Raw genomic sequence first — 14,901 nt, forward strand, 5'->3', positions numbered from 1 at the left:
CGCACCTTGGTGCCAGAGCCCACCCGAACGGCCTCCGACCACCGGGTACGTCTCTGGTCGGGGTGTTAACCACGGTGTACGCTCCGGCGTGGAGGGGGTACTTGGCCAGGAAGCAACAGACTGGGGGTCGCTGCTTTTCATGCTGAAGCCACTGGGGGTGGATGCAACCGGCGAATTGGTCTACCGGACGATGGTCGCGCACCGTGATTGGGGCGTCGCCGATCTTGTGACTTCGCTAGGTTTGTCCGAAGAGGAAGTACGTACGACACTCGATCGCCTGGCCGATCTCGCACTGGTCCGGCCCTCCCGGGAAGACCCCGACGCCCTACGGGCCGTCGATCCCGAGTTCGGCCTGCTTTCCCTGGTGCAAATGCGACAGGCACAACTGCAGCGCAGCCAGCTGGAACTGGCCGAGAGCCACGCGGCGGTGTCCGATTTGATCGCCGATCTCCAGGAGGCCGCCCCCTCCCTGAGCCCGGACGAATTGGTCGGGATCGACGAGATCCAGCGGCGTATCGAGGTATTGGCGAGCCGGGCCAGCAAGGAATGCCTTTCCTTCATGCCGGGCGGCGCCCAGTCCGAGGCGAGCATCAATGCCGGAATGCCACTCAACCAAGCCGCGTTGTCGCGCGGCGTGGCGATCCGGACCGTTTATCTGGACAGCGCGCGCAACGACGCGCGCACGCAGAAGTACGTCGACTGGCTCGTCGAACGCGGCGGTGAGGTCCGCACCCAGCCGACCCTGCCCGCCCGGCTGCTCCTGGTCGATCGCGAGACCGCCCTGGTCCCGCTCGACGCGGAGAACACCCGCCAGGGCGCCATCCAGATCACCACGCCCGGCATCGTCTCGCTGATGCGGGCCTACTTCGAGCAGCTCTGGTACAGCGCGTCGCCGTTCGGCGCCGGCCGCACCCGGGACGACGAAGGCCTGACCGGCCAGGAGCGCGCCCTGCTCTCCTTGCTCTCCCACGGCATGACCGACGAGGTGGCCGCCCGCCGCCTCGGGCTGTCCCTGCGGACGGTCCGCCGGATGATGGCCGACCTGATGGACCGGCTGAGCGCCAAGAGCCGGTTCGAAGCGGGCATGCGCGCGGCGCAGCGCGGCTGGCTGGCCTGATCCTCGCCGGGAGGCGAACGCCACCGTTCGCCTCCCGGCGGGGTTCGCGGCCGCGCTATGCTCGGCGGCCTCTGACCCCGAGGAGGCGGCCATGCCCGAGTCCATTGTGGACGGCGTCCGGTACGGACGGGACGGCGCGGTCGCCACCGTCACCTTCGACAAGCCCGAGCGCAGCAACGCGATGGACGTCCCGATGCAGGCCCGCTACGGCGCGGCGCTGCGGGAGGCGGACGCGGATCCCGACGTCCGCGCGGTCGTCGTCACCGGCGCCGGAAAGTCGTTCTGCCCGGGCGCCGACCTGGGCCTGCTGGACGGCATCGTCGCAGCGCCCCCGGCAAGCGGCGGCGGTCACGAGAACTTCCGCGACGTCCTCGCGGCGGCCACGGTGGGCGTCCCGGTGGTGGCGGCGATCAACGGCGGCTGCGCCGGCCTGGGCTTCGTGATCGCGTGCGCGGCGGACGTCCGGTTCGCGGCCGCGGGCGCCAAGTTCACGACGGCGTTCGCCCGCCGGGGCCTGATCGCCGAGTACGGCATCGCGAAGCTCCTCCCCGAGCTGATCGGCCAGGGCCGGGCCCGCGACCTGCTGCTGTCGGGCCGCACGTTCACCGCCGAGCAGGCCTTGGAGTACGGCCTGGTCCAGGAGGTCGTCCCGCCCGGCGAGCTGACGCTGCGGGTCAAGGCGTACGCGACGGAACTGGCGACCTACAGCGCCCCTCGGTCGATGGCGGTGATGAAGCGGCAGTTCACCCGGGAAGCGGCGTTGTCGCTGCCGGAGTCGGCCCGCGAGGCGACGGCGTTGATGGTGGAGTCGTTCGGCCACCCGGAGCTGGCCGAAGGCCTGGCGAGCTGGAACGAGCGCCGCGCCCCGGAGTTCCCGCCCACCCGGCCTCGTGAGTGGTAATTCGGGTTAGAACCCGAATTACCACTCACGACAGCGCCAGGCTCAGCCGCGGGTCCAGCTCTGGGCCGCGCTCTGGTTGCAGTCGTAGATCTGCAGCTGCGTCCCGTCGACCGTGGTGCTGTTCGGGTCGTCCAGGCAGCGGCCCGACTGCGGGTTCACCAGCGCGCCCGCCATGCCCGCCTGCCACTTCTGGGCGCCCGAGCCGTTGCACTGCCACAGCTGGACCTTCGTGCCGTTCGCCGTGCCGCTGTTGCTGACGTCCAGGCAGCCGCCCTGGGCCTGCAGGGAACCGTCCACTCCCGAGAACCACTTCTGCGCGCCGCTCGAGTTGCACGTGTACAGCTGCGCGTGCGTCCCGTTCGCCGTGCCGCTCGTGGCGACGTCCAGGCACTTGCCCGCGACGCCCGAGGACACCGGGCCGATGTGCGGCAACGTGCCCGAGTACGACGGCGGCGGGTTCGACGCCGCCCACGACGTGTTCGCCGACGTCCCGAGGGTGAAGGCCAGCGTGCCGCCCGACGTGATCGCCGACGTCGGCGCGTACGCGTTGTTCCACGCCCCGCCGTTCCACGTCGCGCTCTGCACGTACGGCGCGTTGTCCGCCGCCGCCGGGGCGTTGATCGTCAGCGTGTTGCCGCTCGGCAGGCTGACCACCGACTGGGTGAACAGCGGGCTGCCCAGCGCGAGGTCGGGCGTCCCCGGCGTCATCGGGTAGAAACCCAGCGCGGAGAAGACGTACCACGCGCTCATCGCGCCCAGGTCGTCGTTGCCGGCCAGCCCGCCCGGCGCGTCGGTCCAGATCTGGTCCTGGACCTGGCGCACGACCTTCTGCGTCTTGTACGGCTGCCCGACGTAGTCGTACTCCCACGGCAGTTCGAGGCTCGGCTCGTTGCCGAGGTCGGCCTGGCTGCCGCCGCTGCCGTGGAACCCGGCCAGGACGCTGTCGAGGTAGCTGATCAGCGACGCGTTGCCGCCGCGCGCCGCGGCCAGCCCGGCGACGTTGAACGGCACCATGCCGGTGTACTGCCACGACGTGCCCTCGACGAAGTTCGACCCGCTCGCCGGGTTGAAGCCGGCGGTCCAGCCGCCGCCCGCGTCCTTGGGCTGCATGAACCCGGTGGCCGGGTTGAAGGTGTTCTTCCAGTTCTGCGCGCGGCCGGCGTAGACGGCCTGGTTCGCGGTGTCCCCCAGCGCCCCGGCGAACGCCGAGAGCGCGAAGTCCGCCGTGTTGTACTCCAGCTGCGTCGAGACCGGGCCGTAGAAGTTGCAGCACTGGTAGGTGCCGTTGGCCGGCAGGTACCCCGGTGCGTTGAGCGCGTTCAGCCCGGGCCGGACGTTGTTCGCCGCGCTCGCTTCGTGCAGCATCGCCTGCAGCGCCGCCGACGTGTCGAAGTTCTTCGCGCCGAAGGCGTAGTAGCTCGCGAGGATCGCCGTGCCGGGATCCCCGACCATCACGTACGTCTCGCCGTTGTTCTGCGCCCACTTGGGCAGCCCGCCGCCCTGGGCGTAGTCGGCGATCATCGACTGGGCGATGTCACTGGTCTGCGCCGGTGCCACCAACGCGGTCAGCTGCGCCTGTGTCCGGTAGATGTCCCAGCCGGAGAAGTTGGCGTACTGCGCCGAATGTCCACTCGCGACGGTGTGGACCTGGTTGTCGAAGCCGATGTACTGCCCGTTGCTGTCGGAGAAGACGTTGGGGTGCAGCAGCGAGTGGTACAGCGCGGTGTAGAACACGCGCTGCTGCGCCGTGGTGCCGCCGGCGACCTGGATCCGGCCGAGCATCGAGTTCCACGCGTTGTGCGCGGCTGTGTGGGTCGCGGTGAAGTCGAACGCGGGGATGTCCCCGGTCCGGTTCGCGACGGCGTTGGCCACCGAGACGTACGAGACGCCGACCTTGGCCTGCACGGTCCGGTTGGTCGTCGTGTCGAACCGGACGTACGCGCTGCCCGGGCCCGCGGCCGGAGCGGCGGGAGCGGCGGCGGCCGCGGCCTTCGGTTCCGCGCCGTGCAGCTTGTCCGTCGACGCCTTGGGCGTCACGGCGGGTGCGGCGGCCGTACCGCTGGCGCTGAACGGGCGGTCGAAGACCAGGTCGAAGTAGAGCGTGTAGGTGAACCCGGCGCCGCAGAAGTGACCGGACGTGACCGACCCGGACACCTCGGTCGGGCTGACCACGGTCCACGTCTGGTTCGACGTCCCGTTCTGGCTGCCGTTGAGCTTGAAGAGCAGGTTCGCCTGCGACGTCGAGGGGAACGTGAACCGGCCGAACCCGGACCGCAGCGCGGCGGTCAGCTCGGTCTTGACACCGTTGTCGAGCCCCACGGAGTAGTACCCGGCGTCGGCGGATTCGTTCGCGTGGGAAAAGGAGTCCGTCGCGCCGGTGTTGACCGCGCCGACCGTCGGCAGAATGGGGACGTCCCCGTCGGCACCACAGCCCGGACCGGACAAATGCGTCAAACTGAAACCGGTGATCGAGGAGTCCTTGTATTCGTACCCGCCGCCGTCCGGGCGGCTGGGCGTGTCGGGACTCCACTGCACCATGCCGAACGGCACGTCGGCGCCGGGAAAGTCGTCGGCGGCGTTGGACGTGCCGATGAAGGGGTTCACGACGGACGCGGGATCGGCGACCAGCGTCGCCGCGGAAGCGGAAATGGGAATCAGGCCGGCCACGGCCAGCACGGAAGCGGCCGACAGCCGCATGAGGGAACGCAAGACCATGTCACTTGTCCTTCACCGTTGAGCACAAGTTCAGCCAGCGATTCGAAACGGTCCTCGCGGGCTGACACCGTTGTCAACGGTCCGTGGTGATCCTGTCGCGTTCCGGACACGACCGGGTGAAGCCGATGACTTTTCCGGCCGCGGCCGTCAGTACTGAAGTCCGCGAAACACCTCAAGGAGACACCCCAGGAGACAGCATGGCGAAACTGCTCTACGGCTTCAGCATGTCGCTCGACGGCTTCCTCGCCGGCCCCGGCGGCGACATGTCCTGGCTCACCCCGTACCTGCGCCCCGATCCGGTGGTCGACGCCCTGATCCCGCGGATCGGCTCGCTGCTCGTCGGCCGGCGGACGTTCGGCGGTGACGACCCCCACCGCGGCGACGCGGAGCGCGAGGGCAAGGCCTTCGGCGGCGGCTGGGCGGGCCCGCAGTTCGTGCTCACCCACCGGCCGGCCACGCCGGTCCCGGACGTCACCTTCGTCGGTGACCTGCGCGAGGCCGTCGACGCGGCGAAGGCGGCCGCGGGCGACAAGTACGTCAACGTCCTCGGCGCCGACGTCGCGCGCCAGTGCCTCGAAGCCGGGCTCCTGGACGAGATCCTGGCGATGCCCGTGCCGGTCCTGCTCGGCGACGGCGTCCGGATCTTCGACCACCCCGGCGGCACGACCGTCCCGCTGGAACAGCTGGCGCCGAACTGGTACCGGGTCCTCCGCTAGGGCCGCTCTCGTCGCGTGTTGGCCGTTCCGGTCGATGTGTTGGCCGCTCCGGTCAGCAAGTTGGCCGTTCCGGTCACCGCCGAACCCGCGGGCCTGCCGTTCTCGCGCCCAGAGCGGCCGACACGTCGACCGGAACGGCCAACACGGTGACCGGAACGGCCAACACGGCGACGGGAGTGGCCAACACGGCGACGTGGTCCGCTAGGGGCGCATGCCGAACGACGGGCGGCCGAGCAGCTTCGGGAGCACGGCGTAGGCGTCCGGCACCCAGTCGCACAGCCGCGCCCGGGTCTCGCGCGGGTCGATGACGTCCTCCACGGAGAACCGCTCGGCCGTGCGGAACGGCGAGCGGACGGCGTCGAGGCGGACGCGGATCTCCTCGATCCGCGCCTCCCGGTCGTCGGCCGCGTCGAGTTCGGCGCGGTAGGCGGCCTCGATGCCGCCCTCGACGGGAAGCGAACCCCAGTCGCCCGAAGGCCACGCCCAGCGCCGGACCAGGCGGTGCCGGTTGGTCTGGCCCGCACCGCCGACGCCGAACACGCGCCGCACGATCACCTCGGCCATCGGCACCCGCGCCTGGTAGACCGCGGTCACCGCACGGGCGCCGTGACGGATCGCGCCCGCGCGTTCGGCCGCCGCGCCGATCACCATGCCCGCCTGATCCGTCAGCGACACCAGCGGCAGGTGGAACGTCTCGCAGAGGTCGACCAGGCGCGTCATGACGTCGGCGCCCTCGGGCGTCAGCGTCGCGCCGCGGTACGGGTCGGTGGCGAGCACGCCGACCGGATGCCCGTCGAGCCGCGCCAATCCCGCGTACGCCGAGCCGCCCGAGACGGCGTAGTCGAACACCGAGCCTTCGTCGAAGACGCCGTCCAGCAACGGCCGCAGCCGGTAGGGCTGACGCCGGTTGCGCGGCACGAGCGAGAGCAGCGCCTCGTCGCGGCGGTCAGTCGGGTCCTCAGTGGACTCGACCGGCGGCAATGAGTCCACAGAGGACGGCAGATACGACAGGAACTGCTTCATTACGGCGAAAGCCTCGGCTTCGGACGCGACGATCCGGTCCACCGCACCGCTGCGCCGGTGCACGTCGGCCCCGCCCAGTTCCTCTTTGGACAGATCCTCACCCGTCGCGTGCTTCACAACCGGCGGCCCGGCGACGAACAGCTGCGCGACGTCCTCGACGAGCACGCACAGGTGCGACATCACGGCCCGCGCGGCACCCAGCCCGGCCACCGGGCCGAGGCACGCCGCGACGACCGGCACGGTGGACAGGTTGTCCACCACCAGATCCCAGGCCGGGTTCACCGGGACGTAGGTGAACCCGTGCTGTTCCAGCATCTTGACGCTGCCGCCACCGCCGGTGCCCTCGATCAGGCGCACCATCGGCAGGCCCAGCTCATTCGCGAGCCGCTCGGCGTAGACCTGCTTCTCCATGATCGCCGCGTCGGCCGCGCCGCCGCGCACGGTGAAGTCGTCCCCGCCGATCGCGACTCGACGTCCATCAAGTCGAGCCGTGCCGATGACGAAGTTGGCCGGGGTGAACGCGTCGAGCGAGCCGTCCACATAGGACGCCGTTCCGGCGAGCGCGCCGATCTCGTCGAAGGTGCCGGGGTCGGCGAGCGCCGCGATGCGTTCACGGACCGTGGAGCGCCCGGCCGCGTGCTGGCGGGCCACCTTCTCCGGCCCGCCCATTCGCTCGGCCAGCTCGCGCCGGCGGGCGATCTCACCGACCTCCGGCTCCCAGGTCATGCGTCGCCGAGCGCCTGCTCGACCTTGCGCTGCAGCTTGTTCATCCCGCCGAGCCACCGGTCGGTCTCGGTGGCGCGCGCCGCGTAGTACCCGGCGACCTCCGGGTGCGGCAGAACGAGAAAGCGCTTCTCTTCGATCGCCTTGAACAGCGCGTCCGCCACCTGCTCGGGCTCGATCGCCGACGCGCCCATGAGCAGCTGCCCGGCGGTGCCGGTGCTCTCCAGCATCGCCGTGCGCACCCCCTGCGGGCAGATCGCCTGCACGGTGAGGCCGCGGTGGCGGTAGGTCGCCGACAGGTACTCGGCGAAGGCCAGCGCGCCGTGCTTGGTGACCGAGTACGGCGCCGAGCCGAGGCTGGTGAGCAGCCCGGCGGCGGAGACCGTCGCGATGAAGTGGCCCTTGCCGCGCTCGAGCCACGCGGGCAGCAGCAGGTTGGCCGCGCGGACGTGCGCCATCACGTTGACGTCCCAGGTGCGCGCCCAGACCTCCTCGGGGCTTTCCGCGCCGCCGAAGGGCGCGATCCCGGCGTTGGCGCAGAAGACGTCGATCTCGCCCAGGGTCTCCCGCGCGCTCTCGACCAGCTTCGCGACGCCGTCGACGCTCGCGACGTCGCCGACGAACGCCGTCGCGCCGATCTCGGCCGCGACCTCGCGGACCTTGTCACCGTCGAGGTCCGCGACGACGACCTGAGCGCCGTCCGCCACGAACCGGCGGGCCAGCGTCGCCCCGATACCGCCGCCGCCACCGGTGACGACGACGCCGGTCACAGGCCACCGCCCAGGGTCACGCCGCCGTCGAGGACGACGGTCTGGCCGGTGATCCAGCTCGCGTCGTCGGACAGCAGGAACGCCACCGCGCCCGCGATGTCGGACGGCAGGCCGAGGCGCTTCATCGGGTACGCCGAGGCGACCTCCTCCTCGCGGCCTTCGTACAGGGCGGTCGCGAACTTCGTCTTGACCACGGCCGGCGCGACGGCGTTGACCCGGATCTTCGGGCCCAGCTCGGCGCCGAGCTCGACGGTCAGGCGGATCAGCGCGGCCTTGCTGACGCCGTACATCCCGATGCCGGGCGACGCGCCGAGGCCGGCGACGGAGGCGACGTTGACGACCGCGCCGCCGTGCTCGCCCATCCACGCGTCGCGGGCGCGCTTGGTCCAGCCGAGCGGCGCGAGCACGTTGACGCCGAGGATCTTGGCCGCCGCGCCCGGGTCGATGTCGAGCGTCGAGCCGTAGACCGGGTTGATACCGGTGTTGTTGACCAGGTAGTCGAGCCGGCCGAAGGTCTCGATCGTCTTCGCGACGGTCTCGTCCTGGTGGTCGGTGTCATCGGACTTGCCGGGCACGAACATGGCGACGTCCGGGCCGCCGAGGGAGCTGACCGCCTCTTCCAGGGCTTCGGGCTTGCGCGCGGTGATGCAGACCTTGGCGCCGCGCTCGACGAGCGTCTTGGCGATGCCGAGGCCGATGCCCCGGCTGGCCCCGGTGACGATCGCGACGCGATCCTTGAACGAGTTCACGGCAGGGTGTCTCCTTCGACGTTGCCCGGAACATACTAAGCGGTCGGTTGTTGGAGCCATTATGCGCGATCCGCCCGCGGCCTCAAGACCGCGCGCGTCACACGCGGCGCTCAGCTCAGCTCGTAGTGCACCAGCTGCGCGCCACCGGTCGCGTAGTTGGCGACGTCCGCGGAGACCGCCTTGCCCTCGTCGGACCCCAGCGCGGCGGCCATCGCCTCGGCCGACTCGAAGTCGCCGTGGAAGACCGCGAAGTACGGGCTGGCCCCACCCAGACCCTCGACGTCGAAGGCGTGCTGCATCCGGACCAGGCCGGGAAGCTTCGCCGCCAGCGGCAGGTGGACGCGGGTGTAGTGGTCGCGGAAGTGCGCGGGATCGGCGGGCGGCGGGTAGAGGACGGTGAGCCGGTGCACGGGCAGTCCTTTCGGCGACGGGAGAGCGGTCCACCGAGCGGGACCCGCGACCGGACAGTAGCGGAGGACCGGCCCCCGAGCCCGCCGGTTACCCAGCGGCTCACGCAGGTGGTGTCTCGTCACCCGGAGTCTCCCGTGGCACGACGATGGCGCCGGCTCGCTGCTGAACCGACGCCATCGCCGAATCCCCGCCAAGCACGGAAGGGACACAGAACCGCGATTACCCAGCCTCGCGGCCTTTGAACACGGATCAACTCAGTACGAGCGCCGGAACGCTCAGTGGATCGTCGACCAGAAACCCGTCAGCGCCGCGGCACCTCGGGCCGGTCCTCGGTCATCCACCAGTGGCCCAGCCCGTCGAGGACCGCGACCCGGGCTCCCGCGCGGGCGGCCGCCCGGCGGCGTTGCTCCTCGGTGCCGACGACGTGGTCCGCCGTGGCCAGGACGGCCAGGCCCGGTCGAGCCGCCGCGCGCTCCAGCTCGAGACCGAGGCCGGGTGGGCCCGCCTGGGCGGCCGATCGGTACAGGGCCAGCACCGCGCGGCCCATCGCCTCACCCTGGCCTGCCGCCACCCGGGCCGCGACCGCGCGGCCCATCCCCCGCTCCACCAACGTCTCCGTGCGTTCCTCGACGGTGCCGCCGAACCGGGCCGCGACGTCGGCCTCGCCGACGCCGGGGGTCTGCCAGCGGCGGGCCAGTTCGTGCCACTCGTAGCCGGGGTCGTAGCTCCCGAGCACGTCGCTGACCCAGCTGCGCACCAGGTCCGGGCGGCTCAGCACCACGTTCACCACGTGCCCGCCGCCGACGTCGTGACCGACCAGGTCCACCGGCTCGCCGAACGCCGTCAGCTCCTCGACCAGCCAGTCCCGGTACTCCGCGTGCGTGGCACCGAACCCGGCCGGCAGCGGCGCCCCGAAGCCGGGCGGCGACAGGCACACCAGGTCCGACCGGACCGCCGCCAGCTCGGCCAGCAGCGGCTCCCACACCGCCGCCGTCTCCGGGTTGCCGTGGACGAACACCGCGGGCATCAGACGGCGACCGGGCTGGTCGGCTGCAGGACCGACGCCACCAGTGCCTCACTGCGCAGGTGGGCGACCGCCTGGTAGTCGGGGTCGCGGACCATGGCGGCGAACGCCCGCCGGTCCGGGTAGCGGACCAGCACCACCATGTCCCAGGCCTGCCCGTCCTCGGCGACCAGCGCCCGCCCGCCGTCGCCCAGGTACTCGACGCTCAAGCCGTAGCGGGCGTTGATCGTGTGGCCGAGGGCCTCGGCGTAGCGCTGGTAGCTCTCGCGGCCGCCGTCCGGCCGGAACCGCAGCAGGTTGAGCATCACGACCGGGCCGCCCGGGTCGTCGGCGAGCAGGGCGTCGAGTTCGCGGTCGTCGATTTCGATCATCAGGAACCTCCCGGATTCAGGCCTTCACCCAAACATACTTGTTGCCCGACACGCAAGTTAGTTTGGTAGGCTCCGGACATGCCGACGACCACGCGCCGCACCCAGCAGGAACGCCGTGACCAGGCGGAAGCCGCGCTCCTGGCCGCGGCCGCCGAACTGGTCGTCGAGCAGGGAGTGCGCTCGCTGACCCTGGCCCGGGTCGGGGAACGCGCCGGCTACAGCCGCGGCATCGTCACCCACCACTTCGGCGCCAAGCAGACCCTGGTCGAACGGCTCGCCCGCGCCACCCAAGCCGGCTTCGTGCCCGGACTCGACGGCGTAGCGCCCGGACTCGACCGCCTGCTGCGGCTGATCGACGGCTACCTGGGCGCGCTGAGCTCGATCGGCGTGTTCAACCAGGCTTTCCTGCTGCTGTGGGCGGAAGCCCCGACACAACCGGAGCTGGCCCCGATCTTCCGCGAACGGGACGACGCCTTCCGCGCCGACCTGCGCGACGACGTCGAGGCCGGCATCGCGGACGGCACCATCGACCCCACAGCCGGTTCCGCCGAGGTCGCGGTAGCCGTCGTCGGGCAGCTCCGCGGGATCGCGCTGCAACGGCTGCTCGATCCGCACAGCGTCGACACCGAACAGCTGCGCCGCGGCGTCACCGGGTTCTGGCGCCGGGCCCTCAGCCGGCCGGCTGCAGCAGAATGACCGGATCCAGGCCCGGCAACGCCCATTTCTTCCGCACGTAGGCCGAAGCCACGATCAGCGGGGCCTGGCCTTCCGCGGCACACCGTTCCACGAGAGCCAGCAGCGGCACCACGGCTTCAGGGTCAGGAAGGTCACCGCCGAAAGGTCGACCACGACCGGGGTGCCGGGCGGCACGGCCAGCGCCGGCGCGAAGGCCTGTTCCGCCTCTTCGGTACCGGCCAGCTCGGGTGCGGCGCGGAGGGTGAGCACCCCCGCGGCCTCGAACGGCATGGGGTCGCCGGCCGGCCCCATCGGCCCACTTCCCTTCCGGGCTCGGGTGCGAGCGTACCCACCGCGTGTGTCCACGATCTTCAAGCATTCGGCGCGGGACCCCACCCGGATTGCCGGGTCACGACGGCCGGGTGGACGTCTCCGTGGCTTGGGGCGCGTCGAGCAGGCCGGCCAGCAGCTGGAGCCGCTCGTCGTCCGGGCCGCCCGGCTCCGCGGTGCAGACGATCAGCACCGGCCCCGGCGCACCCGGCATCGGATACGCGTCCCAGTCCAGGTTCAGCTCCCCGACCAGCGGGTGGTCGACGCGCATCCGGCCGCGTGTCGTGTCCTCGACGTCGTGCCGGGCCCACAGCGTCGCGAACTCCGCACTGCGCACCGCCAGCGCACCCACCAGTTCGACCGCACGCGGGTGACCCGGCTCGGCGGCGACCTGGGCCCGCAGCATCCCGGTCAGCTCGGCGACGGTGGCCGCGCGCTCCGGGCACGCCTGGTCGGCCTCCGGGTGCAGCAACAGCGCCAGCAGGTTCCGCTCGGCCCGCGGCACCTCGGTGAACGCGCCCAGCACCGCACCGGCCAGCGGATTCCAGGCCAGCACGTCCAGGAACCGCCCGACGACCAGGGCGGGCGACGTCGTCGCGCGCAGCAGCCGCAACGTGGTCGGCGGCACCTCCTCCGGCGGGTACCGGCGGGGCGGCCGGGCCGGGGTGCGGGCGGCCGCGGCGAGACTGTGCAGGTGCCGGGTCTCCTCGGCCGAGAAGTCCAGGGCCCGGGCGATGGCGTCGAGGACCTGGCCGGAGGGCCGCACGTCACGCCCCTGCTCCATGCGCTGGTAGTAGTCCGAGCTCACCCCGGCCAGCAGGGCCAGCTCCTCACGGCGCAGTCCGGCGACACGCCGCCGCGGACCCGGCTCCAGGCCGACGTCCTGCGGCCGCACCCGGGTCCGCCGGGTCCGCAGGAACTCGGCCAGCGCGCGGCGGGGGTCATCGGTCACCGGCCCAGTATGCCCGCGGCGCGACCCGCGAAGGTGGGTCCGCCGGACCCAGGACAACGCGAACGACCGTGCCGCCGTGACTACGCCCCAGGATCGGTGTCGTACCAGCCGACCACGGGAGGAAACCACGCCATGAAGGCCGCACAGATCACGAGCTTCGGAACCCCGGACGTTCTGCGGGTCACCGAGACCGACCGCCCCTCCCCCGGCGCGGGCGAGGTCCTGGTGGCGGTCGAGGCGTCCAGCGTGAACGGGCACGACACGATCGTCCGCGCCGGTGGCCTGCGGATGGTGTCGGGCCGCAAGTTCCCGATCGGCGTCGGCCTGGACTTCGCCGGGGTCGTCGTCACGACCGGACCCGGCGTCGAGGGCCACCGCGCCGGCGACCGGGTCTGGGGCATGGTCCACCCCCGGCAACGCCACACCGTCGCCGCCGCGGCCGAGTACGTCGTCGTCCCCGCCGAGCGCATCGCCCCCGCCCCCGCGGCTGTCCCGGCGGTCGAGGCGGCGTCCCTGGTCGTCGCGGGCAGCACCGCACTGACCGCGCTGCGCGACAGCGTCCGGCTCGAAGACGGCGAGCGGGTCCTGATCCGCGGCGCCGCCGGCGGCGTCGGCACCGCCGCGGTGCAGCTGGCCCACGCGATGGGCGGCCACGTCACCGCGCTGGCCCGCGACCGCCACGCCGCACTCCTGCACGACCTGGGCGCCGACGAGGTTCTCGACTACGGCACCACGACGTCGGACCGGATCGGGCCGTTCGACGTCATCGTCGACACCGTCGGCTCGGAGCTGAACTGCTACCGCGGCCGGCTGGCCAAGGGCGGCCGGATGGTCACGATCGCCCTGTCCGCCCCCGCCTTGGCGGCGATCGCCGCGTCGGCCATCCACGGCGCCCGGCGCATCCGCACGTTCAGCGCCAACCCCGGCTCGGCCGTGCTGGCCGAGCTGGCCGGCTACGTCACGTCCGGCGCCCTGCGCCCGGTCGTGCAAGGGGTGTACCCGCTGGCGGACATCGCCGCCGCGCACAAGGCCTTCGAACACGGCGGCGTCATGGGAAAGCACGTGCTCGCCGTCACCCGCTGAAGCTCAGTCTCGTCCGGACGGTGGCCGCGGGAAGAAGAACGCCACCCGCTTCTGGTAATCGCGGTAGCCGGGGCGGTCCTGCATGCGTTTCTCGGTGCGCTTGGCGCCCGTGGCGAACATCAGCAGGTAGCTCATCAACGCCGGCGCGGGCAACGTCCACAGGCCGGGCGACGACGCGGCCGCCGTCAGCCACGCGCCGTCCCACACCAGCGAGTCGCCGAGGTAGTTCGGATGCCGCGACCAGCCCCACAGACCGGTGTCGAGCACCTCCGGCCGCTCGTCCTCGTCCCGCTGGGAGTACGCCGTTTTCTGGTGGTCGGCCAGCGCCTCCACCACGGCCCCGCCGACCATGACGGCCAGCCCCGCCGGGGCCAGCCACCGACGCTTGCCGCGCGGGAGGGCGCTGGCGGCGGCCAGCTGCACCGGAGCCGACACCAGCAGCTGGCTCAGCCCCTGGGTGAGGAACACCTTGCCGACGACCGCCGGCGTCGAAGCGCCCTCCAGGAACTCGGTGTAGCGCGGATCCTCCTCGTCACTGCCGCGCAGGCGGCTCAGCATCTGGCGTTCGAGCCGGGCCGCCCACGCGACGGTGAGCGCCGCGAGCGCCCAGCGCCGCCGGGCGTCACCGCGTCCGGCCAGCGCGCTCGTGACCGCCACGGCCGCCAGACCGGGACCCCAGACGGCGTCGGCGTAGTCGCGTCGGCCCTTGCGCAGCGCGAGGACAGCGGTCGCGGCCTGCGCCGCCGTCACGACGGCGGCCGACAGCCCGGCCACCCGCCTCAGGTTCGCGGTGTCCAGCGTGCGAGTTCTCATCGCCGCGCCAGGCCGTTGAGCACGTCGGTCAGCTGTTTCTCGGTGTCGTTGCCCAGCTTTTCGAAGACCACCTTGCCCAGCGGGGCCGCGACCTTGGCCAGGCCGTTGAACTGCAGTTCGTTGGTGTAGGTGATCTCGGAGCCGGCGCCGCTGGGCTTGACGTCGATGGTCTCGGTGGACGTCGCGGTGTCGTTGCGCCCGACCAGCACGACGCGGTCGCCGGCGAGCTGCTCGAGGGTGTAGGTCAGCTCGGTGCTGATGCCGGCGATCTTCGAGGTGTTGTGCCACGACGAGCCGACCTTGACCGGGCCGCTGTCGTCGCGGGTGCAGCGCTCGGTGCCGGGATCCCACTCTTCGGCGTGGCCGAAGTCGGCCAGGTAGGGGACGACGACGCCGGGAGCCGCCTCGACGATGAACGTGCGGGAGACAGTGGTCATGGATCCACCCTTTCGATCGGCTTCGACGACGGTCTTGAGTTCCGCGCCGGGACGGGTCCACCGGCTACCCCGGCACGGGCGACGACCAAAC

Annotated in this window: 15 protein-coding genes and 1 pseudogene; 5 read left to right on the plus strand and 11 right to left on the minus strand. The window is 71.9% G+C overall.

Annotation, left to right across the window (positions count from 1 at the left end):
* Positions 1–139: 139 nt before the first annotated feature.
* Positions 140–1,117, plus strand: a complete 978-nt coding sequence (locus ACLJQZ_RS04345) for a LuxR C-terminal-related transcriptional regulator (protein WP_326947980.1) — start codon at positions 140–142, stop codon at positions 1,115–1,117.
* A 91-nt stretch (positions 1,118–1,208) separates the two neighbouring features.
* Positions 1,209–2,018, plus strand: a complete 810-nt coding sequence (locus ACLJQZ_RS04350; protein WP_410618718.1) for an enoyl-CoA hydratase-related protein — start codon at positions 1,209–1,211, stop codon at positions 2,016–2,018.
* 42 nt (positions 2,019–2,060) lie between these two features.
* On the opposite strand, the gene ACLJQZ_RS04355 is transcribed toward ACLJQZ_RS04350, so the two are convergent.
* On the minus strand, positions 2,061–4,733 hold the full coding sequence (locus ACLJQZ_RS04355; protein WP_410618720.1) for a lectin: 2,673 nt from the start codon (positions 4,731–4,733) through the stop codon (positions 2,061–2,063).
* A gap of 197 nt (positions 4,734–4,930) precedes the next feature.
* On the opposite strand from ACLJQZ_RS04355, the gene ACLJQZ_RS04360 reads away from it, so the two are divergent.
* On the plus strand, positions 4,931–5,449 hold the full coding sequence (locus tag ACLJQZ_RS04360) for a dihydrofolate reductase family protein (protein ID WP_410618721.1): 519 nt from the start codon (positions 4,931–4,933) through the stop codon (positions 5,447–5,449).
* 201 nt (positions 5,450–5,650) lie between these two features.
* Here the strand turns inward: ACLJQZ_RS04360 and ACLJQZ_RS04365 are convergent, their stop codons facing one another.
* From ACLJQZ_RS04365 to ACLJQZ_RS04390, 6 genes and pseudogenes are all read right to left on the minus strand, one after another.
* Complete coding sequence (locus tag ACLJQZ_RS04365; protein WP_410618722.1) at positions 5,651–7,198, minus strand: acyl-CoA carboxylase subunit beta; 1,548 nt, start codon at positions 7,196–7,198, stop codon at positions 5,651–5,653.
* The gene (locus ACLJQZ_RS04370) at positions 7,195–7,965 is read right to left on the minus strand and encodes an SDR family oxidoreductase (RefSeq protein WP_247049316.1); all 771 of its coding nucleotides are present in this window, start codon (positions 7,963–7,965) and stop codon (positions 7,195–7,197) included. Before ACLJQZ_RS04370 ends, ACLJQZ_RS04365 begins: the two co-directional genes overlap by 4 nt.
* Positions 7,962–8,714, minus strand: a complete 753-nt coding sequence (locus tag ACLJQZ_RS04375) for an SDR family oxidoreductase (RefSeq protein WP_326947974.1) — start codon at positions 8,712–8,714, stop codon at positions 7,962–7,964. Before ACLJQZ_RS04375 ends, ACLJQZ_RS04370 begins: the two co-directional genes overlap by 4 nt.
* Positions 8,715–8,824: 110 nt before the next feature.
* Positions 8,825–9,124: an EthD family reductase gene (locus ACLJQZ_RS04380; protein ID WP_410618723.1), complete on the minus strand. Its 300-nt coding sequence runs from the start codon at positions 9,122–9,124 to the stop codon at positions 8,825–8,827.
* 276 nt (positions 9,125–9,400) lie between these two features.
* Positions 9,401–10,152, minus strand: a pseudogene (locus ACLJQZ_RS04385) (alpha/beta fold hydrolase).
* Positions 10,152–10,520 carry a DUF1330 domain-containing protein gene (locus ACLJQZ_RS04390; RefSeq protein WP_410618724.1) on the minus strand — a complete coding sequence of 123 codons (369 nt, stop codon included), beginning with the start codon at positions 10,518–10,520 and terminating at the stop codon, positions 10,152–10,154. Before ACLJQZ_RS04390 ends, ACLJQZ_RS04385 begins: the two are co-directional and overlap by 1 nt.
* Positions 10,521–10,598: 78 nt before the next feature.
* On the opposite strand from ACLJQZ_RS04390, the gene ACLJQZ_RS04395 reads away from it, so the two are divergent.
* Positions 10,599–11,216, plus strand: coding sequence for a TetR family transcriptional regulator C-terminal domain-containing protein (locus ACLJQZ_RS04395; RefSeq protein WP_410618725.1), 618 nt, complete (start codon positions 10,599–10,601; stop codon positions 11,214–11,216).
* 54 nt (positions 11,217–11,270) lie between these two features.
* Here the strand turns inward: ACLJQZ_RS04395 and ACLJQZ_RS04400 are convergent, their stop codons facing one another.
* A complete protein-coding gene (locus tag ACLJQZ_RS04400; protein ID WP_410618726.1) occupies positions 11,271–11,507 on the minus strand; it encodes a hypothetical protein in 237 nt (78 codons plus the stop codon).
* A gap of 97 nt (positions 11,508–11,604) precedes the next feature.
* Entirely contained in the window at positions 11,605–12,477 is an 873-nt protein-coding gene (locus ACLJQZ_RS04405; protein ID WP_410618727.1) for a helix-turn-helix transcriptional regulator, read from the minus strand.
* A 132-nt stretch (positions 12,478–12,609) separates the two neighbouring features.
* On the opposite strand from ACLJQZ_RS04405, the gene ACLJQZ_RS04410 reads away from it, so the two are divergent.
* On the plus strand, positions 12,610–13,560 hold the full coding sequence (locus ACLJQZ_RS04410; protein WP_410618728.1) for an NADP-dependent oxidoreductase: 951 nt from the start codon (positions 12,610–12,612) through the stop codon (positions 13,558–13,560).
* Positions 13,561–13,563: 3 nt separating this feature from the next.
* Here ACLJQZ_RS04410 and ACLJQZ_RS04415 read toward each other — a convergent pair whose 3' ends face one another.
* Both ACLJQZ_RS04415 and ACLJQZ_RS04420 read right to left on the minus strand, forming a co-directional pair.
* Positions 13,564–14,373, minus strand: coding sequence for a DUF1295 domain-containing protein (locus tag ACLJQZ_RS04415; RefSeq protein WP_410618729.1), 810 nt, complete (start codon positions 14,371–14,373; stop codon positions 13,564–13,566).
* Positions 14,370–14,810 (minus strand): SRPBCC family protein, encoded by a 441-nt coding sequence (locus ACLJQZ_RS04420; protein ID WP_410618730.1) that lies wholly within the window; start codon positions 14,808–14,810, stop codon positions 14,370–14,372. Before ACLJQZ_RS04420 ends, ACLJQZ_RS04415 begins: the two co-directional genes overlap by 4 nt.
* Between the last annotated feature and the right edge of the window lie 91 nt (positions 14,811–14,901).

Source organism: Amycolatopsis sp. cmx-8-4 (assembly GCF_046548675.1).
Taxonomy (GTDB): domain Bacteria; phylum Actinomycetota; class Actinomycetes; order Mycobacteriales; family Pseudonocardiaceae; genus Amycolatopsis.

Excerpts from the sequence above, each read along its gene's own strand:
- ACLJQZ_RS04345 (WP_326947980.1), top strand. The coding sequence starts at position 140 with ATGCTGAAGCCACTGGGGGTGGATGCAACCGGCGAATTGGTCTACCGG.
- ACLJQZ_RS04350 (WP_410618718.1), top strand. The coding sequence starts at position 1,209 with ATGCCCGAGTCCATTGTGGACGGCGTCCGGTACGGACGGGACGGCGCG.
- ACLJQZ_RS04355 (WP_410618720.1), bottom strand. The coding sequence starts at position 4,733 with ATGGTCTTGCGTTCCCTCATGCGGCTGTCGGCCGCTTCCGTGCTGGCC.
- ACLJQZ_RS04360 (WP_410618721.1), top strand. The coding sequence starts at position 4,931 with ATGGCGAAACTGCTCTACGGCTTCAGCATGTCGCTCGACGGCTTCCTC.
- ACLJQZ_RS04365 (WP_410618722.1), bottom strand. The coding sequence starts at position 7,198 with ATGACCTGGGAGCCGGAGGTCGGTGAGATCGCCCGCCGGCGCGAGCTG.
- ACLJQZ_RS04390 (WP_410618724.1), bottom strand. The coding sequence starts at position 10,520 with ATGATCGAAATCGACGACCGCGAACTCGACGCCCTGCTCGCCGACGAC.
- ACLJQZ_RS04395 (WP_410618725.1), top strand. The coding sequence starts at position 10,599 with ATGCCGACGACCACGCGCCGCACCCAGCAGGAACGCCGTGACCAGGCG.
- ACLJQZ_RS04400 (WP_410618726.1), bottom strand. The coding sequence starts at position 11,507 with ATGGGGCCGGCCGGCGACCCCATGCCGTTCGAGGCCGCGGGGGTGCTC.
- ACLJQZ_RS04410 (WP_410618728.1), top strand. The coding sequence starts at position 12,610 with ATGAAGGCCGCACAGATCACGAGCTTCGGAACCCCGGACGTTCTGCGG.
- ACLJQZ_RS04415 (WP_410618729.1), bottom strand. The coding sequence starts at position 14,373 with ATGAGAACTCGCACGCTGGACACCGCGAACCTGAGGCGGGTGGCCGGG.
- ACLJQZ_RS04420 (WP_410618730.1), bottom strand. The coding sequence starts at position 14,810 with ATGACCACTGTCTCCCGCACGTTCATCGTCGAGGCGGCTCCCGGCGTC.